27 protein-coding genes are annotated in these 23907 nt (G+C 40.9%); 9 read left to right on the forward strand and 18 right to left on the reverse strand.

The genetic code is table 11. From position 1 onward, the window contains the following. Positions 1-85: 85 nt before the first annotated feature. Together MKY11_RS11685 and MKY11_RS11690 are read left to right on the forward strand one after the other, a co-directional pair. On the forward strand, positions 86-433 hold the full coding sequence (locus MKY11_RS11685) for a hypothetical protein (RefSeq protein ID WP_003217285.1): 348 nt from the start codon (positions 86-88) through the stop codon (positions 431-433). Beyond that, the gene (locus MKY11_RS11690; protein ID WP_008342335.1) at positions 430-930 is read left to right on the forward strand and encodes an endolytic transglycosylase MltG; all 501 of its coding nucleotides are present in this window, start codon (positions 430-432) and stop codon (positions 928-930) included. The genes MKY11_RS11685 and MKY11_RS11690 overlap by 4 nt, the downstream gene beginning before the upstream one ends. Before the next feature lie 44 nt (positions 931-974). Here MKY11_RS11690 and pstB (MKY11_RS11695) read toward each other — a convergent pair whose 3' ends face one another. The 9 genes from pstB (MKY11_RS11695) to MKY11_RS11735 all read right to left on the reverse strand — a co-directional run bounded on the left by pstB (MKY11_RS11695) (position 975) and on the right by MKY11_RS11735 (position 10576). Beyond that, positions 975-1757, reverse strand: coding sequence for a phosphate ABC transporter ATP-binding protein PstB (gene pstB, locus MKY11_RS11695; protein ID WP_017367606.1), 783 nt, complete (start codon positions 1755-1757; stop codon positions 975-977). A gap of 15 nt (positions 1758-1772) precedes the next feature. Continuing rightward, positions 1773-2576 carry a phosphate ABC transporter ATP-binding protein PstB gene (pstB, locus tag MKY11_RS11700; protein ID WP_008342339.1) on the reverse strand — a complete coding sequence of 268 codons (804 nt, stop codon included), beginning with the start codon at positions 2574-2576 and terminating at the stop codon, positions 1773-1775. Positions 2577-2608: 32 nt separating this feature from the next. After that, the gene (gene pstA, locus MKY11_RS11705) at positions 2609-3493 is read right to left on the reverse strand and encodes a phosphate ABC transporter permease PstA (protein WP_007501259.1); all 885 of its coding nucleotides are present in this window, start codon (positions 3491-3493) and stop codon (positions 2609-2611) included. Further along, positions 3493-4419, reverse strand: coding sequence for a phosphate ABC transporter permease subunit PstC (gene pstC / locus MKY11_RS11710; protein WP_017357999.1), 927 nt, complete (start codon positions 4417-4419; stop codon positions 3493-3495). Before pstC ends, pstA begins: the two co-directional genes overlap by 1 nt. Positions 4420-4498: 79 nt before the next feature. Beyond that, positions 4499-5416: a phosphate ABC transporter substrate-binding protein gene (locus MKY11_RS11715; protein ID WP_017367609.1), complete on the reverse strand. Its 918-nt coding sequence runs from the start codon at positions 5414-5416 to the stop codon at positions 4499-4501. A 214-nt stretch (positions 5417-5630) separates the two neighbouring features. Beyond that, complete coding sequence (locus MKY11_RS11720; protein ID WP_017358000.1) at positions 5631-7766, reverse strand: penicillin-binding protein 2; 2136 nt, start codon at positions 7764-7766, stop codon at positions 5631-5633. 122 nt (positions 7767-7888) lie between these two features. Then, the gene (locus MKY11_RS11725) at positions 7889-9175 is read right to left on the reverse strand and encodes an MFS transporter (RefSeq protein ID WP_342501428.1); all 1287 of its coding nucleotides are present in this window, start codon (positions 9173-9175) and stop codon (positions 7889-7891) included. Between the two features lie 123 nt (positions 9176-9298). Continuing rightward, positions 9299-9907: a superoxide dismutase SodA gene (gene sodA, locus MKY11_RS11730; RefSeq protein WP_007501264.1), complete on the reverse strand. Its 609-nt coding sequence runs from the start codon at positions 9905-9907 to the stop codon at positions 9299-9301. A gap of 183 nt (positions 9908-10090) precedes the next feature. After that, positions 10091-10576 carry a DUF456 domain-containing protein gene (locus MKY11_RS11735; RefSeq protein WP_007501265.1) on the reverse strand — a complete coding sequence of 162 codons (486 nt, stop codon included), beginning with the start codon at positions 10574-10576 and terminating at the stop codon, positions 10091-10093. A gap of 143 nt (positions 10577-10719) precedes the next feature. On the opposite strand from MKY11_RS11735, the gene MKY11_RS11740 reads away from it, so the two are divergent. Continuing rightward, positions 10720-11472 (forward strand): DUF1189 domain-containing protein, encoded by a 753-nt coding sequence (locus tag MKY11_RS11740; RefSeq protein ID WP_007501266.1) that lies wholly within the window; start codon positions 10720-10722, stop codon positions 11470-11472. Between the two features lie 39 nt (positions 11473-11511). On the opposite strand, the gene MKY11_RS11745 is transcribed toward MKY11_RS11740, so the two are convergent. Continuing rightward, entirely contained in the window at positions 11512-12057 is a 546-nt protein-coding gene (locus MKY11_RS11745; RefSeq protein ID WP_045034379.1) for a GNAT family protein, read from the reverse strand. 190 nt (positions 12058-12247) lie between these two features. On the opposite strand from MKY11_RS11745, the gene MKY11_RS11750 reads away from it, so the two are divergent. Further along, positions 12248-12550, forward strand: coding sequence for a hypothetical protein (locus MKY11_RS11750; RefSeq protein WP_007501268.1), 303 nt, complete (start codon positions 12248-12250; stop codon positions 12548-12550). Between the two features lie 106 nt (positions 12551-12656). Beyond that, positions 12657-13772, forward strand: coding sequence for a flavodoxin-dependent (E)-4-hydroxy-3-methylbut-2-enyl-diphosphate synthase (gene ispG, locus MKY11_RS11755; protein ID WP_008342357.1), 1116 nt, complete (start codon positions 12657-12659; stop codon positions 13770-13772). Between the two features lie 48 nt (positions 13773-13820). Here the strand turns inward: ispG and MKY11_RS11760 are convergent, their stop codons facing one another. Then, entirely contained in the window at positions 13821-14183 is a 363-nt protein-coding gene (locus MKY11_RS11760) for a DUF308 domain-containing protein (protein ID WP_008342359.1), read from the reverse strand. 139 nt (positions 14184-14322) lie between these two features. On the opposite strand from MKY11_RS11760, the gene MKY11_RS11765 reads away from it, so the two are divergent. Next, positions 14323-14901 (forward strand): nucleotidase, encoded by a 579-nt coding sequence (locus MKY11_RS11765; protein WP_008342361.1) that lies wholly within the window; start codon positions 14323-14325, stop codon positions 14899-14901. A 227-nt stretch (positions 14902-15128) separates the two neighbouring features. Here the strand turns inward: MKY11_RS11765 and MKY11_RS11770 are convergent, their stop codons facing one another. The 5 genes from MKY11_RS11770 to MKY11_RS11790 all read right to left on the reverse strand — a co-directional run bounded on the left by MKY11_RS11770 (position 15129) and on the right by MKY11_RS11790 (position 19247). Beyond that, the gene (locus MKY11_RS11770; protein ID WP_110487389.1) at positions 15129-16046 is read right to left on the reverse strand and encodes an ROK family protein; all 918 of its coding nucleotides are present in this window, start codon (positions 16044-16046) and stop codon (positions 15129-15131) included. Positions 16047-16186: 140 nt separating this feature from the next. Beyond that, complete coding sequence (locus MKY11_RS11775) at positions 16187-16615, reverse strand: Fur family transcriptional regulator (RefSeq protein ID WP_003217433.1); 429 nt, start codon at positions 16613-16615, stop codon at positions 16187-16189. Then, positions 16593-17453 (reverse strand): metal ABC transporter permease, encoded by an 861-nt coding sequence (locus MKY11_RS11780; protein ID WP_007501274.1) that lies wholly within the window; start codon positions 17451-17453, stop codon positions 16593-16595. Before MKY11_RS11780 ends, MKY11_RS11775 begins: the two co-directional genes overlap by 23 nt. Continuing rightward, a complete protein-coding gene (locus tag MKY11_RS11785; protein ID WP_008342368.1) occupies positions 17453-18229 on the reverse strand; it encodes an ABC transporter ATP-binding protein in 777 nt (258 codons plus the stop codon). Before MKY11_RS11785 ends, MKY11_RS11780 begins: the two co-directional genes overlap by 1 nt. Positions 18230-18365: 136 nt before the next feature. Next, the gene (locus tag MKY11_RS11790) at positions 18366-19247 is read right to left on the reverse strand and encodes a YitT family protein (RefSeq protein ID WP_007501276.1); all 882 of its coding nucleotides are present in this window, start codon (positions 19245-19247) and stop codon (positions 18366-18368) included. Between the two features lie 140 nt (positions 19248-19387). Between MKY11_RS11790 and MKY11_RS11795 the strand changes: the two genes are divergently transcribed. Then, positions 19388-19642: a DUF2624 domain-containing protein gene (locus MKY11_RS11795; RefSeq protein ID WP_008342377.1), complete on the forward strand. Its 255-nt coding sequence runs from the start codon at positions 19388-19390 to the stop codon at positions 19640-19642. A gap of 49 nt (positions 19643-19691) precedes the next feature. Here MKY11_RS11795 and MKY11_RS11800 read toward each other — a convergent pair whose 3' ends face one another. Both MKY11_RS11800 and MKY11_RS11805 read right to left on the reverse strand, forming a co-directional pair. Next, on the reverse strand, positions 19692-20585 hold the full coding sequence (locus tag MKY11_RS11800) for a deoxyribonuclease IV (protein WP_017358005.1): 894 nt from the start codon (positions 20583-20585) through the stop codon (positions 19692-19694). Between the two features lie 9 nt (positions 20586-20594). Then, entirely contained in the window at positions 20595-21914 is a 1320-nt protein-coding gene (locus MKY11_RS11805) for a DEAD/DEAH box helicase (RefSeq protein WP_024718822.1), read from the reverse strand. Positions 21915-22069: 155 nt separating this feature from the next. On the opposite strand from MKY11_RS11805, the gene vrrA reads away from it, so the two are divergent. Then, positions 22070-22783, forward strand: coding sequence for a VrrA/YqfQ family protein (gene vrrA / locus MKY11_RS11810; protein ID WP_342501429.1), 714 nt, complete (start codon positions 22070-22072; stop codon positions 22781-22783). Positions 22784-22939: 156 nt separating this feature from the next. Continuing rightward, positions 22940-23884 carry a 4-hydroxy-3-methylbut-2-enyl diphosphate reductase gene (locus MKY11_RS11815; protein WP_007501283.1) on the forward strand — a complete coding sequence of 315 codons (945 nt, stop codon included), beginning with the start codon at positions 22940-22942 and terminating at the stop codon, positions 23882-23884. Positions 23885-23907: the final 23 nt, after the last annotated feature.

Raw genomic sequence — 23907 nt, forward strand, 5'->3', positions numbered from 1 at the left:
AAAGAAGGGTCGAAAACTGTCTGAAACAATCATGAGAGCCTTTTTTGGCTTTCAGCATTAAAATATGAATAAAAGGTGATGAAACATGGAAATTGCAATTATCGGATTGCTTGTTGTCAGTATTGTACTGATCGCATTCTCATATTTTCAAAGAGAGCCGATTAAAGAAGTCGAACAGGAACTTGAAACACTTCAACTATCTGCAATGCAAGAAATCTATAAACTGAAAAAGAAAATGAAGGTTCTTGAAGAAGAATTGCTTGAAACAAACATCGTTGTCCGCAAGCATTCAGAAATTGATCCATCTATTGCAAGACAAATCATTTCAAAGCATCAAAATGGCATGTCTCCTGAGGCGATTGCGCGCGCTGAGCATGTCTCTGTAGAAGATGTGAACATGATCATTAAAGACAACGAGAGGGTGCTTGTATGACGAAAAAAAGCATCCAAACGTTTGCAGCAGGTATGATTCTTGCAACTGGTGTTCTGGCGATCGTCTTTTTCCTTACTGGAAAAGATGAAGCGGCAGCTGATTCTACAACAAAAGAAACCCTCGCAGCGAAAGTGACAGACACTGACGTGAAAAATTACTTAGACTCTAAAAAAGAAGTCTCCGTCAGCCGTGAAACATATCAACAACTTCTTGATTATAAAGAAAAAGCGCTGAAAGCAAATGAAGACGGCGATTCTCAGAACGATAAACAAACAACGGACAAACCAAAAGGCAAAACGGTTAAATTCGTGATTAAAAACGGTATGAGCACAAGTGATGTTTCAGACATGCTTGAAAAGGACGGAATCATCAACTCGTCTAAAGATTTTAATGATTACGTGATAGACGCAGGCTACCATAAAGAAATTCGTGCCGGCAAATTCAATTTAAAAACAGGTATGACATTTAAACAAATTGTCAAAGCCTTAACAAAATAACATCAAAAACCCCCTGGCGGCATTGACCTCCAGGGGGTTTTTGATTATCCAAATCGTCCTGATATATAATCATTTGTTCTTTGATCATTTGGCTCTGAGAACATCACATTCGTATCATTGACCTCAACAAGCTCGCCCATCAAAAAGAACGCTGTTCGGTCTGATACCCTTGCCGCTTGCTGCATATTATGCGTCACAATGGCAATCGTATATTTCTCTTTCAGTTTCATGATTAATTCTTCAATCTTTAATGTTGAAACAGGATCAAGCGCAGATGTTGGTTCATCCATTAATAGAATATCCGGGCTTGTGGCAATGGCTCTTGCGATACAAAGACGCTGCTGCTGACCGCCGGAAAGACCTAATGCAGGCGCACTTAATCGATCTTTCACTTCATCCCAAAGGGCAACATCACGAAGCGCTTTTTCAGCGATTTCTTTCAATTGCTGCTTGCTCTTCACCCCGTGAATTCTTGGCCCGTAGACGACATTATCAAAGATAGATTGAGGGAATGGGTTTCCTTTTTGAAAGACCATCCCGACGTTTTTACGCAGTTCCACTAGATCGACACGACCTTTTAAAATATTGTCACCGTTATACATCATATCCCCGGTGATTTTCACACCTGGCACTGTTTTGACCATGAGATTTAAGGTCTTTATAAATGTTGACTTTCCGCAGCCGGACGGACCGATAATCGCTGTGACCTCATGCTCTTTAATGTCTAAATCAATATGCTTCAGTGCGTGATGCTGTCCGTACCAAAGGTTCATATCATTCACACGAAACACTTCTTTTTTGGCTGTTTCAGTTGCTACTGCATTCATCAAAATCCACCCGCCTTATCCGAATCGACCATTAATATAGTCTTCTGTTTTTTGCTGCGCAGGACGTGTAAAGATACGTTCAGTCGCATCGTATTCCACTAGATCACCGTTCAGGAAAAAGGCTGTATGATCAGATACACGTAACGCTTGCTGCATATTGTGTGTGACAATGACAATCGAATAATCATGTTTTAATTCCGATAATAGTTCTTCAATTTTTGCATTTGAGATCGGGTCTAAGGCAGAAGCCGGTTCATCTAATAAAAGCACGCTAGGTTTCATCGCAAGGGTACGTGCAATACAGAGGCGCTGCTGCTGGCCTCCTGATAATGATAAGGCAGAGCGGTGCAAGCGATCTTTGACCTCATCCCATAGCGCTGCCTTTGTTAAACTTTCTTCTACCGCATCATCAAGCACTGATTTCCTTTTTTCACCCGCATATTTTAGCGCATGTGTAATGTTGTTGTAGATGGATTTAGGAAATGGATTTGGCTTTTGGAAGACCATCCCGATTTCTCTTCTTAAATTCACCACATTAATACGGTCATCCAAAATATTTAACCCTTCGTACATGATCGCCCCTTCACTTCGTGCACCTGGAATTAGGTCGTTCATGCGGTTAATGCTGCGTAAAAAAGTCGATTTTCCGCACCCTGATGGGCCGATTAATGCCGTAATTGCATTTTTTTCAATTTCAAATGAAATTTGATTGACTGCTCTTTTTTCACCATAATAAATACTTAAATCCTGCACCTGTAGAATCTGTTCCGCTTGAAGTGGAGCCTTTTTTGCTGCAATCTCTTTTTTTTCTGCTAGCATTTGAACCATATCCCCTTCACACCTCTCACTATTTATTTTGACGTAAGCTTCTTATGAATAAATGAACCAAGCCATCTAGCTGCTAAGTTGAATACTAATACAGAGAGCACAAGTACGGCTGATGCACCATTTGCAATGGCCTCTGCATCTGGAATAATCCCCTGTGTATTGACGTTCCATATATGAACGGCTAATGTTTCTGCCGGTCTAAAAATATTGAGTGGTGACGTATCGGAGAAAGGACTCCAGTTTGTAAAATCAAGACGCGGTGTTGAAAGACCTGCTGTGAAAAGAAGAGCAGCCGCCTCACCGAAAACTCTTCCCGATGCTAAAATCGCTCCGGTAATAATGGATGGAATCGCACCTGGGATCAGAACCGTCTTCACTGTATGCCACTTTGTCACACCGAGCGCAAGCGATGCTTCCTTTTGATCCTTCGGTACAGATCGAAGTGCATCTTCTGTCACCCTGACCATCACTGGCAGGTTAAAGACAGTCAGCGCAAGGGCTCCTCCGATGATCGTATAGCCCCATCCTGTTAAATTAACAAACATCAGCAAACCAAACATACCGATGACAATTGAAGGCAGAGACGATAACACTTCAATACATGTACGAATAAAATCAGTCACTTTGTTTTGAGGTGCATATTCTGCCATGTACACCCCGCCGCCCACGCCAAGAGGCACGGTAAACAGCATCGTAATAAATAGAATGTAAAACGAGTTAAACAGCTGATCCCTAATACCGCCACCAGAGCCAATCGCACTTGAGCGGGTAGTCAAAAAGTCAAAATTTAATTCTTTGGCACCGTTGAAGATGATATAAGAAAACAAGCCAACAAGTATCGCCGTAATAATGGCGGCACATAATCCAAAAACGATTGTGGCAAAACGATCGGTCATTTTGCTATTCATTAAATCTTCCTCCTAGATGACAAGTATCTAATAATGAGTATGAACATAAATGATACAACTAGAAGGACAAGTCCCATTGACCAAAGTGTATTGTTTTCAACACTTCCATACGTTGTATGTCCCATGTTTAACGTAATAATGGTTGTTAATGTACCAGCTGTGTCCATAATACTTTCTGGTAGATTACGCGTGTTTCCAATGACCATCTGAACGGCAAGGGCTTCTCCAAATGCTCTTGCCATTCCAAGCACGACTGCTGTCATTAATGTTGGCAGCGCTGCAGGTACAAGAACACGTCTGATCGTTTGCCATCTTGTTGCGCCTAATGCATACGATCCCTCACGTAAACTTTTTGGAAGTGAAGCCATTGCGTCAGTTGCAATGGATGTAACAGTTGGCAGAATCATAATAGAAAGGACAATCGTTCCTGCTAACACACTGTGCCCTGAACCGCTTGACTTAAAGTGTCCAATAAACGGCACCAATACTGTAAGACCTATGAATCCGTAAACAACGGATGGAATCCCTACAAGCAGTTCAATCACTGGCTGGAGAATTTTCCGTCCCCATGCAGGTGCAATTTCTGTCATAAAGATCGCTCCTGCGATGCCTAGCGGTGCTGCTATGAGTGCTGATAGAAGCGTGACAGCGATTGATCCAAAGATAAATGGAAATGCGCCGTATTGCGGATTTTCTGCTGTAGGGTTCCAATTGATACTGGTTAAGAACTCAATTGGGCTTACACCATTTACGATGAAAGATTGTAAACCCTTAATGCCAAGGAAGATTGTGATGGCAATTGATACAGCAATCATTAAGAATGCGCAAAATTTCACCAAAATACTTCCTCTTACTTCATCCATTTGCCTATTTTTTTTCGAGCTGATCAGTCGATCGCTCGCTTCTGTATGTTCTATCTGTTTCATCTTTTTCTACACTCCTATGAATGTCATAAAAGGAAAAGTGAAAAGCTCCACTTTTCCTTCATCATCAATTCAAGACCTTTTACTTATCTGTTTGTTTGCCTGTTGCGTCTCTTTCTACTTTCATATTAGAGACTGAGATGTAGCCTTGGTCTTTAACGATTTCTTTTTGTACTTCGTCACTCATCAAGTAATCTAAAAATTGTTTTGCTAAACCTTCTGGCTCACCTTTTGTATAAGAGTGCTCGTATGCCCAAATTGTATATTTACCGCTTTCTACATTGCTTTCTTCTGGTTTCACACCATCAATGCTAAGCGGTGTAATTTTGTCATCTGTTAAATAAGAGAATGCTAGGTACCCAATCGCACCTGGTGTTTCTGCAATCAATTTTTTCACTGTGTTTGAAGAATCCTCTGTGATTCCTTCTGCAGGTGTCGCGCCGTCAAGTGCATATTTCACAAATGTTGCACGAGTTCCTGATGAGTCTGGTCTGTTCACAAGTGTGATTTTTTGGTCTTTCCCGCCAAGCTCTTTCCAGTTTTTGATTTTACCAGTGAAGATTTTTTTCAATTCGTCCTTTGTGATGTCTTTGACACCAACTTCAGGGTTAACAGCTGCCGCCATTCCAACAACTGCTACTTTGTGGTCTTTTAAAGCTTTTGCGTCGATTCCGTCTTTCTCTTCTGCGAATACATCTGAGTTCCCAATTTGTACAGATCCTTCTGATACTTGAGAAAGTCCTGTTCCTGAACCGCCGGCTTGTACTTGAATATCGGCTTTTGGATGTTTATCCATGAATTTTTCTGCTGCCGCAAGAACTAAAGGCTGCATCGCAGATGATCCTGAGATGGTAATGGAACCTGATGCCTCATCTTTGTTTGAAGCATTTCCTTTACTGTCTTTTGAATCTCCGCTTGAGCTGCTGTTTCCGCATGCTGTGACGAATGCTAACAATGCGATAGTAAGGAAAGTAAGCAGCCATAATTTGTTCTTTTTCATTTCAAGAATACCCCCTGAATAATTTGTCCTACGAGTAATACATTAAAGGTTCTTTATTAATTTCGTTTAAATGGAATGTTAAGGTTTTGTAAATGTCGAAGATTTGTAGAGAAATTGCGGGGTTTTTTATGATTTTTGTCAATTTATATCGAAAAGTTTGAAGAAAATATAAAAAAACGCCCACAAAAAGTGAGCGTTTTTACCTAGAAAAGGTCTAGTTATTTGTTTCTGCTTCATTTTCAATTTTGTTTTTGTTCTTCGCTTGTGTATCATTGCTTTCCTGTTTTGATTTCAGTTCAAAGTACTTGTCTAATACTTGTTCACCAATATCATTTGTAATCGGATAGCGCTGGTTGTAATCTTGATACACCCAAGGCACGACAACTGAAATCGCTACTTCTGGATTATCAGCAGGCGCATACGCAACAAGTGTTGTGTTATACGTTGGTGTGCCGCGTTTGCTTTTAATCGGGCCGTCATAGAATGATTGAGCGGTCCCTGTTTTGCCAGCTGGATTGTATTTTTTGTTGCCAAAGTTCGAATATGCTGTCCCTCTTGGGTTCTGCATCACAAGCTTGAATCCTTGCTGTACGCGTTTGATCTCATCACTTGTCATATCGAGCTTATTCAGTACATCCGGCTTGACGGACTCTGTTACAGCCCCAATGCCTCTTTGCGGATCTGGCTCTCTCACTTCTTTTACGAGCTGAGGACGTAAACGATAGCCGCCATTGGCAATCGTTGAAACGTATTGCGCCATTTGCAGCGGTGTAAACGTGTCATATTGTCCAATCGCATAGTCAAGTAAAAGACCGGATTGTGTAGACGTTCCACGATAGCCAGTTGCTTCGTTTGGCAGGTCAATACCTGTCTCCACTCCAAGACCAAATTTACTAAAATTGTAACGGAACGTATCAAACGCCTTTGTATCAATTGGGAGCGGCTGATTCTTACGATATTCCCCTTTCCCAATTGCAATCGCTGTTTTAAACATATACACGTTTGATGAACGTTCTAGTGCGGTTAAATCATTAATGAGTCCCATATTTTGATAGGATTTTTTCGGCGGTGACTGAGCGATATAGAGCGGTTCATCATATTGGGTGCTTCCAATATGAAGGACGCCTGTTTTATAACCTGTCAGCACAGTTGCCCCTTTTACTGCTGATCCCATCGCATATGATGATGTCATCGTTCCTAGTGCATAGTCATCAAATTTGTATGTCCCATTCTTATTGGTAATCTGTTTACCCGCAATCGAGAGCACTTCCCCATTTCTCGGGTCCATCATGACAACAAACGCACGATCAAGAAGTTCTGTGCCGCCTCTTTGCTTCGCACTTTTTAAGTTCTTTTCGATGATTTTTTCCACCGCTTTTTGCAGCTGAATATCAATCGTCAGCACAAGGTCTTTCCCGCTCTTTCCTTCTGTTAACACTTTAGAGCTTGTGACATTGCCTTCTTTATCCGTTGTACTTTGTTCTTTTTCTTTTTGACCTTGCAGCACATCTTCATATTGATATTCAAGATAGCTTTTTCCTACACGATCATTTCGGCTGTAGCCGAGTGATAGATAATGTTCAAGCAGTGACGACGGAAGACCTTCATCACTTGAAGACACACTGCCGAGCATACTGCGGAGCAGTCCTTTATAAGGATAGCTGCGTGACCAGTCTGTTGTGACATCTACACCTGGCAGTTCGTCCAAATGCTCAGAGACGTAAGCAATTTCACTTGGTTTTACATCTTCATTTTTAATAAATTGAGGCGTAAGTGCATAGCCTGCATCCATTTGTCTTTTAATCGCAAGCACTTGCAAATCTTTTTTCGTCAGTTGATTTAATTCCTTGTCTGTGATGCGTTTCAGCTGGAGCTCGTATAGTTTATCATCAGAGACCTTATCGTCACCCTTTAAATCGGCTTCTTTTTGAACAAGCTTTTTCGCTTCATTCGGATGGGTTAAGATCCAGAAATCTTTTTTATCACGATCTGTGATTTTCTTCGTACTTACGTGAATCATATCCGCTAATTTTGTTGCCACTTTGAGCCGCTCTTCTTGTGAAGTCGTCGAGGTTCTCGTATATGTAATGGCATTTAGCGCTTTATTGCTGACAATCGTGTTATAGTTTCGATCATAAATTTTTCCGCGCGGAGCAGATGAGCTGACATTTACGTCTTCTTGTTTTTCTGCCTGCTTTTTATAATCTTCTCCATTCACAATCTGCACAAAACCGAGTCTGACCACAACACCGGTAAAAATAATGAACGCAGCTAAAAATAATAAATTCAGCCGGATCGGAAGTGTTTTGCGCCCTTCCTTCGCGTCTTTTTTGTTTTTCTTGTTTCTCATCACATCACCTTTTCTATCAAGAAAGAAATGGCACCCCTTTTTGTGTATAAAAGGTGCCATCATCATTTTAGCGGTTTTTCTATCATTTATCTAGAAATTTGATGTTCCATTGGTAAGAAATTTTACCTTTCTCCCTTCATAAGGTTCGTTTGAGAAACAGGCTTTTGACCGTCAGCCTCTTCTATATCAGCTGTTTTCTCTTTTAAATGAATGTCCTTTACAAAATAATAAATAAGGGTGTGCCCCGCTCCGAGTACGACAAGTGAAGCAGGAATCCCAAGCCGATCGCCCAGTAAGGTGACAGATAAAAGAAAAAAGACAATCGAACAAATACGCCCTGCATTTAAAAATAGTTCTCTGACGACAATATATTCAATTCGGGCTTTTCTTGCATATCTGGCATGACCGATGACATCGTAAGTTAAAGAGACATACGGAACAAGCAGAAGCGGGTAGCCGATCGCAATGGCTACAGCGTACATAAGCAGTGATACATAGGACAAGTGAAAGACGATTAAAAATAAAGCGCCGTATAAAATAAGCCCGCCAAACATAATCGCTTTTTTACGCCATTTTTTCTTAATCAAACGGGTAGCAAAAAAATAGGCAAAAAAGGCAACACCTGAATTGACTAGACCAAATGTGCCTAAAGCAAGCTCACTGTTTGTTGCAATAAACACAAAGACACTGATTAAAAAGACAAACACGCCTTCACGGAGCCCCTGAAAAAAGTGAGCAGTTGTGATCTTATGCCAATTCTCGTCCGCATGGCGCTCTTTCCAAATTTGCTTAATGATAAATTTTCCTTTTGATTGTCTCCTCTTGAGGAAAAAACTCATCACCACCGCTAGTGAAAACAAAAAAAGCGATAAAGTGAAAATCACTGTATAGCCTGTATCATCCGTTAATTGAGAAATCACAATTCCTGCAATGAGCGGCCCAATCATACCAGCTGTAGAGGTAAGCACTCCTAAAAATCCATTAAAGAAATCCCTTGTTTCAGGTTCAGTGATCTCAAAAGTGAGCACGTTAAAGGCAAGCCAGTAAAAACCATAGCCGATTCCAAGCACACTGCCTAATAACACGAGCCGAGCTGCCGCTTGCTCTCCTGCCATGAGAACAATTAAGTAAAAAGCGGCTAAGAAGATGACACCGAAACGAAGGACAAATGCACGATCTATTTTTTTAGCGAGCCGACCAGCAAATAAAAAGGTAATGGGCTGAAGGACAACTATCGCCAAGTTATAAATCGCAAGGTCTGTAAATCGCCCAGACTGTTTCCATAAATACACGTTCACAAACGTATTCGAAAGCGCAATCGCAAGTGCGTATAATCCGCCAATCGTGAGGAGGAGCAATAAATCTCTTGTGACATCCATGTCCCCGAACATTTTCTTTAATCTGCTCATATCATTCATTCTCCTTTTCTACACAATAGTCTGTCTCATCAAAAGGCAGATATGTAAAAAAAGGAGGGAAAATATAAAAAGACCCGCTCTCAGAGAGAAGCAGGTCTTTTCAAATCAAATCATTTATTTAGCTTCGCTGTAAAGGCGAGCCACTTCATCCCAGTTCACAACATTCCAGAATGCTGAAATGTAATCAGGACGACGGTTTTGGTAGTTTAGGTAGTAAGCATGCTCCCAAACGTCTAGTCCTAGGATTGGTGTTTTTCCTTCAGTTAAAGGAGAATCTTGGTTTGGTGTGCTTGTGATTTCAAGTTTGCCATTGTTCACAACAAGCCATGCCCAACCAGAACCAAAGCGTCCTGCAGCTGCTGCAGCGAAATCAGATTTGAATTTTTCAAATCCGCCTAATTCTTTTTCGATCGCATCTGCAAGTTCACCAGTTGGTGCGCCGCCACCGTTTGGTGAAAGAAGCGTCCAGAATAATGAGTGGTTTGCATGTCCTCCGCCATTGTTACGTACAGCTGTACGAATGTTTTCAGGCACAGAGTTCAAGTTAGCCACTAGCTCTTCAATTGATTGATCTTCAAGAGCTGATACACCTTCGATTGCTTTGTTTAAGTTTGTTACATAAGTGTTATGGTGTTTTGTGTGGTGAATCGTCATTGTTTCCTTGTCGATATGTGGTTCTAATGCATCGTAAGCATATGGTAATTCTGGAAGTTTAAAAGCCATGGTTAAATTCCTCCTTAGAAATGTATGTACTGAAATGCTTCCTTAGTAAGCAAGCAATTCACCCTAATCAAAGAGTATCAAAAGAAACGGCTTGTTTCAACGTTATTGCTCATGATCTGAAACATTTCAGTGTTTATTTTGTATTTAACCCTTCAGAAAGAGTGTTAAACACCGATTTTCCATTTAGCGAAGCACATAAAACAAAAAGATTCCCAGCATCAGTGCTTGAATCAACCCTTTTGCAAATACGCCTGACACAAAACCAATTAATGAGCCAAGCCCAACTTTCACACTTGTCTTCAGATCTTTTTGATGAACGAGCAGCTCTGCGATAACACTGCCGATAAATGGACCAATGATAATTCCAGCAATCGGAATCACAAAAGGACCGGCTAAAAGCCCAATGGTACTTCCCCAAATGGCCGCCCGGCTGCCGCCAAAGCGTTTCACCCCAATCAGATTGGAGACATAATCCGCAGCAAATAACACAGCTGTAAACATGGCTTGAATGAGCCAAAAGGTGAGCGTCAATTTCTCAAAGCTAAAAAAAAGCCCATATAAAATAAACCCAAGAACCATGAAAACCACACTAGGAATGATTGGATAGACAAGTCCCACAAACGCAATGATAAATGCACAGCCGATCAAAATCCAATACAGCACGTCCAATCCGCTGCCGCCTCCTTTTTATATGCTGTATACATTATGCCTCATTCCTTCTATCTTAACCAGTAATGAAGGCCGTACTTGTACTGGATGGATAGACATTGATACAATGTGAGAAATAGAAAAGAATGTAGGAAGTGAATCGGTTGAACGTATTTAGTTTATTGTTAAAAGGAATTTATTCACCAAAAGATATTGCCAGAGCACGTTTTACTGGGATTGGAAAGGCCATTTTATTCATCTTTATCCTTTCGATCATCGCAGCTGTCCCCCAGGGCTATCATATGAGCCAAGAGATTTCAAATGCGATGTCAGGATTTCAACATGTGATTAAAAAAGATTTACCCGACTTTTCCATTGAAAAAGGAACGCTTCAAGCGGATCAAAGCACACCGATCGAAAAAGAAGAAAATGGCATCACGATTATCTTTGATCCCGCTGAAAAAATAAAATCAAGTGAGCTTGAATCAAAACAAACAGCCATTGCGTTATTGAAAGAAAAAGCAGTGATTGCCATTGACGGACAAATGACAGATATTCCATACCAGCTGCTTGGCGGAACACTCACAAAAGATGAACTTGCCAGCGTCACAAACCAGAATCAAGCGATCATTATCCCTGTCATTTGTGTCCTGCTGTACCTATCTACTGCTGCTCTCATGTTCATCAGCGCAACATTCCTAGCCATGCTTGGCACATTTATTAAACGAATGCAGCAAAAAGAGCTGTCCTTTCAAATGCTTTGGAAGCTCTCTGCCTATTCACTCACATTAACAACCGTCTTTTTCGCCATCATGAGTGCATTAAACACGCCGGTTGCAAACTCATTTTTATTAAATTGGGTGATTAACTTTATTTTCTTATATCTTGTCGTTAAAGAAATACCTGCAAAAAAATAAGCTCCCTCATTTTGGGGAGCTTTTTTATTTGTTTTGACCCTATGACTCATCTGGATGGATGATCGCAAACAAATAGTGATCTTCCCACTTATCATTGATCTTTACTTTTTTACGATGAAGTCCCTCATTTTCAAACCCTGTCTTCTCAAGCACACGAATGGAACCAATGTTAGATGGTTTTACGCCAGCCTCAATACGGTGAAGGTACAGTTCATAAAAGGCATAATCGATAATCAAACGAATCGCCTCTGTCATATACCCCTTCCCACCTTGCTTTTCATCAAGTACATATCCAAGCAAAGCCCCTTGAATCGGTCCTCTTTCAACAGAATTGAGTGAGATCGTTCCAATTAATGCATCTGTTTCATTTAAGAAAATACCGTGCATATAGGCTTCATCTTTTGCACGCCTTTGCATACTGCGGTTAATCCGTTCCTTTTGACGAGGTACAGTAAAAAAATCATCCTGAACCAAAGGAGTAAATTGCTGAAAATAAGTGCGGTTTTCTCGTTCAAGTGTTAATAGTGCTTCTGCATCACTTTCTGTTAGTGTTCTTACATATATATGCTGACTGATTTTCTTCATATACTCTCCCCCTGTTTTGATTTTATCATAATAAAGAAAGGGCTTAGGATTGCTTTTTCCAAACTTTTTTCACTTACAAGTCATACTAGAACTCACTAGAACCACCCTTCCTAGCTTTTTCACTCTTTTTTGTTCTATCAACTCAGGGACATGCATAATCTGAAGTAAACTCTTAAAAGCGGTGAGTAAAATGCGGCGAATTATTTTTTTACTAGTCAGTTTGTTTGTCCTCTTTATTATCTTTTTTGATTTAAAAAATGGAACGATCCCCGTTCAGGAAGGCCCTGCTGTTCCCGCCAGCGCCTTTCAAACAGCTGAAAAACAGGCATATAAAACTGTCACTGTTAAACAAGGACAAACCGTCGTCTCTATCGTGCATACAAGTAAGCCATTAGATGAAGTGATCGAAGACTTTGAAGCACTGAATCAAGGCGTCAAAGCGAACGAAATTCGGGCAGGCAGCACATACAAGTTTCCGGTCTATAAGAGATAAAACGTTAATTCCTTGTCATTCATACAAAGAGACTGTTACAATATGAGATGTAAAACACGTCGTACACTGCAAACGAATTGCATGTACACTAAGGAGCGATTGACAAGTGAGTGAAGTCACACATCGTACAAAAACGCGTCCCGTCAAAGTGGGACCTTTAACTATAGGTGGAAACAATGAAGTCGTCATTCAAAGTATGGCGACAACCAAAACACATGATGTCGAAGCGACAGTAGCTGAAATTAAACGTTTAGAAGAAGCTGGCTGTCAAATCGTGCGTGTCGCATGCCCAGATGAGCGTGCAGCAAATGCGATTGCGGACATAAAAAAACAAATCAACATCCCCCTTGTTGTCGACATTCATTTTGACTACAAGCTTGCACTGAAAGCCATTGAAGCAGGTGCAGACAAAATTCGTATCAACCCAGGAAACATCGGAAGACGAGAAAAAGTCGAAGCAGTTGTGAAAGCGGCAAAAGAAAAAGGCATTCCAATTCGTATTGGGGTAAATGCCGGTTCGCTCGAGAAAAAGATTCTTGATAAATACGGCTATCCAACAGCAGATGGTATGGTTGAAAGTGCACTGCATCACATTAAAATTTTAGAAGACCTAGACTTTCATGACATCATTGTCAGTATGAAAGCATCTGATGTAAACCTTGCGATTGAGGCATACGAAAAAGCAGCAAAAGCCTTTGATTATCCTCTTCATCTTGGGATTACAGAATCAGGTACATTATTTGCAGGTACGGTCAAAAGTGCAGCTGGTCTTGGCGCAATCTTGAATATGGGGATTGGTAACACACTCCGTATTTCATTAAGTGCTGACCCGGTCGAAGAGGTCAAAGTGGCACGTGAATTATTAAAATCATTTGGCCTTGCATCAAATGCAGCAACACTCATCTCATGTCCAACTTGTGGACGAATTGAAATTGACCTCATTAGCATTGCAAATGAAGTCGAAGAATATATTTCTAAAATTAAAGCACCGATTAAAGTAGCTGTTCTCGGATGTGCTGTAAACGGTCCAGGTGAAGCGCGTGAAGCTGATATCGGCATCGCTGGCGCTAGAGGTGAAGGCCTCTTATTCCGCAAAGGTGAAATCGTTCGGAAAGTGCCAGAAGAAACAATGGTCGAAGAACTGAAAAAAGAAATCGATAAAATCGCTGAAGAACATTATGCAAAAATGGAAGCTGAAAAAGCAAAACAAGCGAACGCATAAAAAAGAACGCCTGACATCACTGTCAGGCGTTTTTCTGTTCCTGTCCTGTTAAAAGAACGGGGTGATAAAGATGCCGAGGATGACGGAAACGATTCCGATCCCGATTGACCACGCGCCAAGCGCATGTGCTCCTTTTCTTCTTGCAATATAACCAACGACGATTGCCGCTACGCCTAATAGCACCGGCAAGACAAATAATGAGATAATCGCAATCGCGAGTGCTGTATAGCCTATCCCCTTACTGCCTGAATCGTCACCTACATGGTCACGTTCTCTTCTGTCTTCACGATCTCTTGATGCTTGATATGGCTCTGCTATTTCAGCAGCTGTTTCCTCTAAATAGCCATCATCATTACTAAAGTGTGTGTCGATTTCACGATCATTTCTTCTGAAATCTTCGTCTCTTTCCATGATCAATTCCCCCTTTTGGTTAATAGAAAGGAGCTTTTTTAGTATGAGCAAAAATGTCTGTTTCATGTTTGCTAAAACTTGCTGGAATTGTGAATTGATTATGTTACACTTTAAGAGGATAAATATGAGGAGTGTGGGCATGTTACGTTTAGGAATTGATATCGATGGCACAGTCACGGCGCAGGACACCTTTGTCCCCTACTTAAATGAGTCGTTTCAATGTGACATCACACTAGATGATATGACGGAATATGATTTGACGAAGCTTTTAAAGATTTCAAATGAAGAATTTTGGGGCTGGATGAATGAGTATGAGCCTCTTATTTATAAACAGGCAAAGCCTGCCGAGGGTGCAAAAGAAATCCTCAATCAAATGAAACATCATCATCAATTGATTTATATCACAGCCAGAAGGCAGCATCACTCAGACATCACCTACAAATGGTTTGAGGAGAATCATGTCCATTACGACGATATCGAGCTTGTTGGCGGACATCATAAGGTGGAAGCTGTTCAAAAACATAAGATCGATGTGTTTTTTGAAGATCACCATGGCAATGCCACAATGATTGCAAAAGAAGCTGACATTCCAGTGATTCTGTTTAACTCACCGTATAATCAAATGCCAATTGATGAACGGATCATTCGCGTTAATAACTGGCAAGAAGCATCCCAATGGATCAAACAGTATGAAAAGCGACTGCAAACTGCTTACTAAAACAGATCAAAAGCCGATACGTTTTTAATGTATCGGCTTCAGATTGTTGACAAAGGGCTAAAATGAACTTGATTTTAGCCTTTTGTCTTCTTTTCAGCGTGATAGAAAACCTTTGAAGCCCTAGGAAGGACGAGTACTGGCGCGGAGCGAATTTGACATTCGTGAGCACCAGCACGCAGGACTGACAAAGAATGCGACGGTTTGTCTACACGCTGAAGCCGATCCGTTTAATGTATCGACTTTTTGATTGTACGATGATGTCCTTCTTTTATTAAAAAATGATAAAGTGCACCCATCATACCTGCCTGATTGAAGTAATAGCACGTTTCCAGTGTCACCTGTATGTTTTTCCATGCATGCAAAGTATGTAAATGTTTCTCAATGTTTGGAATCAAATCGGGCCTTGCACTCACGCCCCCGCCAATGAGGATTTTCTCTGGATTGAGAACTGTTGCCACATTGTAAATACCAATTGCGATTCGTTTGTACCACTGATCGATCATCTTCTCAATGGCCGGATCATGCTTGGCTTTTTCAAAGATTTCTTGACCGTCGATTTGCTGACTTTGTGGAATGCCCTGCTGCTCTTTGTAGCTTCGTATCAATCCAGCTGTCGAAGCACTGCTGTTGAGTGTGGTAAACTGACCATTTTCTGTTTCTGTCAGCATCATACCAAATTCACCGCCGCGAAAAGAGGCACCGCGCACAAGCTCGCCACCAGCAAAAATACCACCGCCGACACCAGTCCCAAGCGTCATACATATAAAGCTGTCACACTCTTTCGCATGACCACTAAATTTTTCAGCCAGAGCTGCACAGTTCGCATCATTTTCTACTTCTACACGAAGTGATGTTTTTTCTTCCAAAAGCGTTTTGACATTTTGGCCATTTAAAGCAATAATCGCTCCTGCAAATTCCGTATAACCCGTTTGACTGTCAACAAAACCCGGAAGACTCATCGCAATCCCTTTGATATCCCAAGTCCTTTGATACTCTTTCACCACGTTCTCCATGTCCTCTAAAAACGGCTCAAGTTGTCGGCAGTTTGTTACGTAGTCGCCGCTCGTGATCAGCTCACCATTTCGATCCATGACCCCATGCTTTGTTTTTGTTCCGCCTACATCGAAAACAACATAATACGCCACCTTTGACCACTCCCCTATTTCAAAAGACTCATTTATGTTTCAATAGATGATCTATTGTTCTCATTTTAATGAAACAGCTATCCTTTGTAAAACGTTTTCAAGATCACAAAACAAAAAGCCAGCCCATCGGCTGGCTTCTTTCATGAATGAACTTCTTTCGGTTCGCAAGAAGGACACGTTCCGTAAATTTCAAATTTATGTCCGCTAATGTGATAATCCTCTAGATCAGCATCAAGCTTGTCCATAGGGCAAGCGTCAATTTCCTTTGTTTTACCACACGTCAAACAAATAAAGTGATGATGATGGTGGGAAAACGAACATTTAAAACGGAACAGTTTCTCCCCTGATAATTCCGTTGTCTCTAATATCCCAAGATCTTCATATAAAGACAGGTTTCGATAAATCGTATCAAAACTAAGCCCTGGGTAATCTTCACTTAATGCTGTTAATACATTTTTAGCGGTCAAGTATTTATCAGAATCAGAAAACAATTGAAGCATATCTTCACGTTTGCTTGTATATTTATAGCCTTTTTCCTTTAATAAATCAAGCGCTTCTTGTACGTTCATGATGATTCCCCCTTCTGAATTTCCCAATACTAATACACCCGATTAAAATCAAGATAGACAGCATCACAATGGTTCCACCCGGCGCTAAATCAAGATAATAACTTAAAATCAAGCCGACCATAACAGACAATTCCCCAAATAAGATGGAAAGGAAAATCGCCTGTTTAAACCCTTTGGCAATCCGAATACTTGCCGCAACTGGCAGTGTCATGAGTGCGGACACTAGGAGTGTACCGACAATACGCATCGATGCTGCGATGACAAGTGCAACAACTAAAATAAAAATAAAATGAATCCACTTAGCTGAAATACCAGAAGCCTTCGCATGTTCTTCATCAAAAGAAAGCAAAAACAATTCTTTATACAAGAGCACAACCACTAATACAACGACAAGTGAGATCCCAACAATAATCCAAAGATCGAGCCTTGAAACCGCACTGACACTTCCGAACAAATAACTGAACAAATCTGTATTAAAACCATTTGCAAGTGAAATGAAAATAACAGAGATCCCAATACCACCCGATAAAATAATGGGAATCGCCAGCTCCTGATAATGTTTATACACAGAGCGCAGACGTTCAATAAACAATGAGCCAGCCACAGAAAAAGCCATTCCTAAGTAAAGCGGGCTAACCCCTGTCAAAAGTCCAAACTTTTTATCAAGGAATAAACTTGCCGCTATCCCAGCAAGTGACACGTGACTAAGCGCATCTGCGATGAGAGAGAGCCTTCTCACAACAATAAATACACCAAGTAAGGGCGCAATAAAGCCGATCAGCATACCTGCGATAAACGCATTTTGTAAAAATTCATAATGAAAAAATGGAAATAGCATTATTCATGTCCCCCATGATGGTGATGATCGTGATGAATCACTTGAATGTCATGCCCGTAAAACTGAGAAAGCGCCTGATCATCCATCGAATCAAACGTTTCCGCATCTCCATGAAAATGAAGTGTCTGATTTAAACAAGCCACATGCGTGACTTTGTCAGAAACGGTTCCTACATCATGTGTAACGAGAATTAAAGACATTCCTTTTTCTTTGTTCAATGTTTCTAACAGCTGATAAAAGCCCTCTACTGTTCTTTGGTCTACACCCACAGTCGGCTCATCTAAAATAAGCAGCTTCGGCTGACTGACGAGTGCACGGGCAATAAATGTACGCTGCTGCTGACCGCCTGAAAGCTCACCAATGTTTTGATGTTTTAAGTCTTGTATGCCAACTGAGCGGATCGCCTCATCTACTTGAAGCTTATCCTGCTTACTCATGCGTTTGAATAAACCAATCTTCGCCGTTAAACCACTTGCCACGACCTCGTATACAGAAGCAGGAAACCCTGTATTAAAGCTATTCGCTTTTTGAGATACAAATCCAATTTGATCCCAGTCTTTAAATTTTTGAGCAGGTGTGCCAAACAGCTTCAATTCTCCCTGCTGGGGTTTAATCAAGCCAAGCAGGCATTTTAATAAGGTTGTTTTACCAGATCCATTCGGTCCAACAAGTGCTAGAAAGTTTCCTTCCTCTACCGTTAAATGAATGTGATCGATGACATTTCGCTGTCCATATGAATACGAAATGTCCTTCATTTCAATAATTGGCTTTGCCATAAATCTTTCCACCTTTAATCCAATATAAAAAGAATGATTACGATTTATACAACAAAAAGAAAATGGCAAAAGCCATTTTCTTTGTCCATACATACATTTCATTATATAAAAGAAAGATAAAAAAGTAAAATAAAAGCTAATGAATGGCTGTTTTGAATTTACCGCCTTTTGTTTCATGCGTATCCATAATCGTAATAAAGGCTTGACCATCAATTTCAAACACGATAGATTTCAGCTTCGTAATTTCAAGTCTTGTCACGACGGCGTAAATGACATCTTTTTCTTCATCGGTATAGCCGCCTTTTCCTCTAAGTTTGGTGGTTCCCCTGCCGAGACGATGAAGGATCGCATCTGAAATTTCATCATAATAATCCGAAACGATAATAACAGCTTTTGTTTCATCTAGTCCTTGAATGACAGCATCAATTGTTTTCATTGCCAAATAATATGTCATGACAGAATACATAGCTTGCTCCGGCCCGAAGACAAAGCCCGCCCAAATAAAAATGAACACATTGACGATCATGACAAACTCACCGACGGAGAAAGGAATTTTTTTGGTCAGAAGAATTCCTAAGATTTCCGTTCCGTCCATTGAGCCTCCATTCCGTATCACAAGCCCAACGCCAAACCCGAGTAACAGCCCTCCAAATACAGTAGCTAAAATCGGCTGCGTCGTAAATGCTTCTACATGATGAAGTGAAGATTCAATCACGGCCAAGCTGACAATCCCAATCACAGTGGAAATCAAGAAGGTTTTCCCAATATGTTTGTATCCTGATATCATAAATGGAATATTTAAAATGACAACAATCGTCGCAAAATTAATGAATGGGTTATCCGTAAAAAGATAATCCAAAATAAGCGAAATACCGATGATGCCTCCATCAATAATATTGTTTGGCACTAAAAATAATTCAATGCTGACTGCTGCACATGCAGCTCCTACTAGAATCAGAAAAATTCTCAAAATAAAATGAGGCACTGATTCCTTTTTATGCTGTTTACTATTTGCCATACGTTCTCCCTTCTACACATGTTTAGTTTTCAATGAACATTTTATTCACTTTACTATTTTATCATTTCACAGAGTAAAATAAAATTTTTTGCACATTTTCCGTTTTCGCCCATACATTGATACAGAGGGGAGGAATGGAATTGATTTTAATTCAAAAAATTGTGTTGCAGCGTCTGAATCAGATCACAGCAAATGACTTGTTAAGGTATGCAAAACAGTATGGGGTCAGCTTAACATCCAATCAGGCTGCAGAGGTCGCCAAACTCATGAATGGGAAAAACGTTAATATTTTTAATGATGCAGAGCGCAACCGGCTGCTTAAGCAAGTGGAAGCGATTACGTCTAAACAGACAGCACAGACCGTCAATGATCTGTTTAATCAATTCACAAATTAGGCAAAAAAGGGCCGCATTTAGCGGCACCTCATCACATTGCATGCACTTTTTATTGACCCGTAATCTTATCTAGTAAACCTTCATCAAATTGCTTTTCTTTCAGCATCGCAATTTCGAATTTATAAGGTGGTTTCTTGTTCTTTTTATCTTCACCTACATAAGGCGTTTCTAGAATCTTCGGCACATCTTGAAGCTGTGGATGATGAACGATATAGCTCAGGGCATCAAAACCAATTTCTCCAAAACCGATATTTTCATGTCGGTCTTTTCTTGCGCCTTGTACATTTTTACTATCATTAATATGAAGAACTTTGATTCGGTCGATCCCGACAATTCGATCAAATTCTTCTAATACTCCATCAAAATCACTCACAATGGGATAACCTGCATCGTGCGTGTGACACGTATCAAAGCAAACAGAAAGTGCTTCGTTATGTGTCACACCGTCAATAATTTGGGCAAGCTCTTCAAAGCTTCTTCCGCACTCTGATCCTTTTCCTGCCATTGTTTCCAGCGCAATTTGAACCTCCTGCCCCTTCACAATGACTTCATTGAGACCTTCAATGATTTTTTGAATTCCAGCATCTGCACCTGCTCCAACATGCGCACCCGGATGAAGAACAATTTGTCTTGCACCTAGCGCTTCTGTACGCTCTATCTCAGAGCGAAGGAAGTCCACTCCAAGCTCAAATGTCGCTGGATTCACTGTGTTCCCAATATTGATAATATACGGTGCATGAACGACGATATCTGTCATACCATGCTCTTTCATATGCGCTTGTCCAGCTTCAATATTGAGATCTTCAATTTTTTTACGGCGCGTATTTTGCGGTGCACCTGTATAAATCATAAAAGTATTTGAACCATAAGAGGCAGCTTCCTCACTCGCTGCAAGTAGCATATGTTTTCCGCTCATGGATACATGTGATCCAATCTTCAACAATGTGTCCCCCTACTTTCCGTTACGCTTTGACTTTCTACGTTCTTGTCTTTTGATCTTATCCATCTCACGTGTCATTTTCTTTTTATATCCAGGTTTGACGGCTTTCGGTTTTCTGACAAGACGTTTTGCTTTTTCTTCAATTTCATTTGGTGCTTTTTTACGTCTTTGACGCTTCAAACGATCATCTGCATCTCGCCATTCGCCATGAACAATCGTTTTGTTTTCAAACACAACACCCATTTTTTCAATTTGAACGAGTGCATCCTCATCAGCAAGATCATAAATGGTCATCGCAATGCCAGATGAACCAGCGCGAGCCGTTCTTCCCACACGATGAACATAAAAATCAAGATCGGATGGGAGCTCATAGTTAATCACGTGGCTGACGCCCTTAATATCAATCCCGCGGGCAGCAAGATCAGATGCCACAATATATGTGAACTCCAAATCTTCAATTTGTTTCATCACTTTTTTACGTTCACGAGGCGTTAAACCACCATGAAGTACCCCAATTTTCATTCCTTTTTCCTGTAGGAATGAGGCAATTTCATCAACAGTTGATTTCGTATTGGCAAAGATGATCCCTAAATAAGGCTGTACATTCGTCACCATTTCATGAAGTAATTTTAATTTATCTCGTTGTTTAGATGGAACTAAAATATGCTGAATGTTTTCAGCCGTAATGCGTTTCGGTTCAACATGTGCATATTTCGGATTATCCATATATTTTTTGAGGAAAGGTTTTAATTTTTCGGGAATAGTTGCTGAGAACACGAGCATTTGCAACTGTTCTGGCATTTGTGAACCAATACGATCCACATCTTCTAAAAAGCCCATATCCAGCATAAGATCTGCTTCATCAATGACAAGAGATGTCGCTTTATACACATTCAGCGCTTGCTCATGAATAAGATCAGCAATACGTCCAGGAGTGCCAACCACTAAGTGCGGCTGATTCTTTAACTTTTGAATGGATTTCTGCTTGTCCGTTCCGCCAATGTAAAGCTTTGCCTTGATTTCTTCTTCTGGAGGCGTATTTTTTAAGATCGTTTGTGCTTCTTTAAAAATTTGATTCGCTAATTCTCGTGTTGGTGCAGTAATGACCACTTGTACTTGCTCTTTGCTTGGATCAATTGAATGAATAAGCGGCAATAAATACGCATGGGTTTTCCCTGTCCCTGTTTGAGACTGTCCAATCACGCTTTCACCTTTTAAAACAGCAGGTATGATTCTTTTTTGAATATCAGTCGGCTCATAAAAACCCAGTTCATGAATAGCATCTATAATAAAAGACTTTAATTCATATGTCGTAAATTTCGTTTCTTTCATGTTTTCACTCCTTAAGGCAATGCCTTTTTGCTCATCTCTTCATTATAGCTGATTTTCAGCAAAAAAACCATGTCCGCTTTTCTCACAGGAAACCAAATGATACTTCCCTGCATAACCTATGAAGAGAAAGAGAATGCAGTAAGGGAGGTACAAGTATGTTAGGGCAAAGGCCTATGGGCGATTTTCAGCCGCATCGCCCCTCACGCCGGCACCTTGGAAATGGCGGACAGCCCGGAATTTTTCAACGGAGACAGCAGGCTCCGATCGAACAGCCTTTTCAAGGGCAAGGCAACCAATTTCAACAAATGATGCCTCGCTCTCCGTCTGTACAAGGCGGCGGTCTACGCGGGATTGGTGGCATTCCTGGAGGCGAAAGCCGTGCACTAGGCGGCGGAGCCGGAATTAAGGGCATGCTGGCAAAGTTTCTTCCTGGAGCTGGAGGAGCAGGGATCTCTGGAGCTGGAGGTGGTGCGGGATTACAAGGAATCCAGAGCTTCGCAAACCCTGCGAACCTTTCAAGCATGTTAGGAAATGTTCAAAAAGTACTCGGAATGGCGCAGCAATTCACGCCTATGATTCAGCAATACGGTCCTTTAGTCAGAAATTTGCCTGCTATGATTAAACTCTATAGCCAGCTTGGCAGTGCGGATGATGATGAAACAAATACGAATGATACAGACGAAGAACCAAAAGAAATCACTGCAGAAACAGACGTTCCGCACGAACCAGTTGATGATGAAATAGAAGAAGGAAAAGAAGAAGAACCAGAGGACATCCTTGTCAAAAAAGGGACTGTACACACATCAGCTGCTCCTGAAGCAAAACCGAAAAAAAGATCGGGCAGTTCCATTCCGAAACTATATGTCTAGTGATCTTTTAAAGGCGAAGTGTTTCCCATGTATAACAATCTTTGATATATGCGCTTACTTTGGCTATAATGAAGGAAGAGAATGATCAAAAGCCGTTTTTCACGGCTTTTTATATTGTTCTTCTCTAGCAGCACTTCCCTACAGGAGGACGAATAAATGAATGTAATTAAAATTTCGCCGCGTGGCTATTGCTATGGCGTTGTAGATGCAATGGTCATTGCTAAAAATGCCGCACTTGATAAAAACTTGCCACGCCCAATTTATATATTAGGTATGATTGTGCACAACAAACATGTCACAGATGCCTTCGAAGAAGATGGAATTTACACACTGGACGGACCAAACCGTCTGGATATTTTAAAACAGGTTGAAAGTGGCACAGTGATTTTCACCGCTCACGGCGTATCTCCTGAAGTCCGTCAAATTGCAGAAGAAAAGGGCCTTGTCGCCATTGATGCGACCTGTCCAGATGTCACGAAAACACATGAACTCATTTCAGAAAAAACAGCTGATGGATATGACATTATTTATATCGGGAAAAAGGGTCACCCTGAGCCAGAAGGAGCCGTCGGTGTTGCACCTGACAAAGTCCACCTTGTCGAAACAGAAGCTGATATTAAAGCGCTCGATTTAACGTCAGATAAACTGCTCATCACCAATCAGACGACAATGTCTCAGTGGGATGTTCATGATCTGATGGAGCTCATTAAAGAAAAATATCCTCACGTCGAGTACCATCAAGAAATCTGCCTTGCGACACAGGTACGTCAGGAAGCTGTGTCACAGCAAGCAGGCCAAGCCGATCTGACCATTGTGGTCGGCGATCCAAAAAGCAATAACTCAAATCGTCTGGCGCAAGTGTCAATGGAGATTGCAGGAACGCAGGCTTACCGAATTGGTGATCTCAGTGAGTTAAAGCTTGAATGGCTCCAAGGGGTAAAAACAGTTGCCGTTACTGCAGGTGCTTCCACACCAACACCTATTACAAAAGAAGTCATTCGTTTCTTAGAAAACTACGAACCTGATGATGAATCGACATGGAAAATTGAACGGACGGTTCCTCTTTCTAAGATATTACCTCGCGTGAAAACAAAGAAATAAAAAAACGTCAGAGCTGCTATGCT

Source organism: Bacillus sp. FSL W7-1085, assembly GCF_038595035.1.
Taxonomy (GTDB): Bacteria; Bacillota; Bacilli; order Bacillales; family Bacillaceae; genus Bacillus; species Bacillus altitudinis.

Coding starts and splice junctions, on each gene's coding strand:
- MKY11_RS11685 (WP_003217285.1), top strand. CDS start 86: ATGGAAATTGCAATTATCGGATTGCTTGTTGTCAGTATTGTACTGATC.
- MKY11_RS11690 (WP_008342335.1), top strand. CDS start 430: ATGACGAAAAAAAGCATCCAAACGTTTGCAGCAGGTATGATTCTTGCA.
- pstB (WP_017367606.1), bottom strand. CDS start 1,757: ATGAATGCAGTAGCAACTGAAACAGCCAAAAAAGAAGTGTTTCGTGTG.
- pstB (WP_008342339.1), bottom strand. CDS start 2,576: ATGCTAGCAGAAAAAAAAGAGATTGCAGCAAAAAAGGCTCCACTTCAA.
- pstA (WP_007501259.1), bottom strand. CDS start 3,493: ATGAATAGCAAAATGACCGATCGTTTTGCCACAATCGTTTTTGGATTA.
- pstC (WP_017357999.1), bottom strand. CDS start 4,419: ATGAAACAGATAGAACATACAGAAGCGAGCGATCGACTGATCAGCTCG.
- MKY11_RS11715 (WP_017367609.1), bottom strand. CDS start 5,416: ATGAAAAAGAACAAATTATGGCTGCTTACTTTCCTTACTATCGCATTG.
- MKY11_RS11720 (WP_017358000.1), bottom strand. CDS start 7,766: ATGAGAAACAAGAAAAACAAAAAAGACGCGAAGGAAGGGCGCAAAACA.
- MKY11_RS11725 (WP_342501428.1), bottom strand. CDS start 9,175: ATGAGCAGATTAAAGAAAATGTTCGGGGACATGGATGTCACAAGAGAT.
- sodA (WP_007501264.1), bottom strand. CDS start 9,907: ATGGCTTTTAAACTTCCAGAATTACCATATGCTTACGATGCATTAGAA.
- MKY11_RS11745 (WP_045034379.1), bottom strand. CDS start 12,057: ATGAAGAAAATCAGTCAGCATATATATGTAAGAACACTAACAGAAAGT.
- MKY11_RS11750 (WP_007501268.1), top strand. CDS start 12,248: ATGCGGCGAATTATTTTTTTACTAGTCAGTTTGTTTGTCCTCTTTATT.
- MKY11_RS11760 (WP_008342359.1), bottom strand. CDS start 14,183: ATGGAAAGAGACGAAGATTTCAGAAGAAATGATCGTGAAATCGACACA.
- MKY11_RS11765 (WP_008342361.1), top strand. CDS start 14,323: ATGTTACGTTTAGGAATTGATATCGATGGCACAGTCACGGCGCAGGAC.
- MKY11_RS11775 (WP_003217433.1), bottom strand. CDS start 16,615: ATGAACGTACAAGAAGCGCTTGATTTATTAAAGGAAAAAGGCTATAAA.
- MKY11_RS11780 (WP_007501274.1), bottom strand. CDS start 17,453: ATGCTATTTCCATTTTTTCATTATGAATTTTTACAAAATGCGTTTATC.
- MKY11_RS11785 (WP_008342368.1), bottom strand. CDS start 18,229: ATGGCAAAGCCAATTATTGAAATGAAGGACATTTCGTATTCATATGGA.
- MKY11_RS11790 (WP_007501276.1), bottom strand. CDS start 19,247: ATGGCAAATAGTAAACAGCATAAAAAGGAATCAGTGCCTCATTTTATT.
- MKY11_RS11805 (WP_024718822.1), bottom strand. CDS start 21,914: ATGAAAGAAACGAAATTTACGACATATGAATTAAAGTCTTTTATTATA.
- vrrA (WP_342501429.1), top strand. CDS start 22,070: ATGTTAGGGCAAAGGCCTATGGGCGATTTTCAGCCGCATCGCCCCTCA.
- MKY11_RS11815 (WP_007501283.1), top strand. CDS start 22,940: ATGAATGTAATTAAAATTTCGCCGCGTGGCTATTGCTATGGCGTTGTA.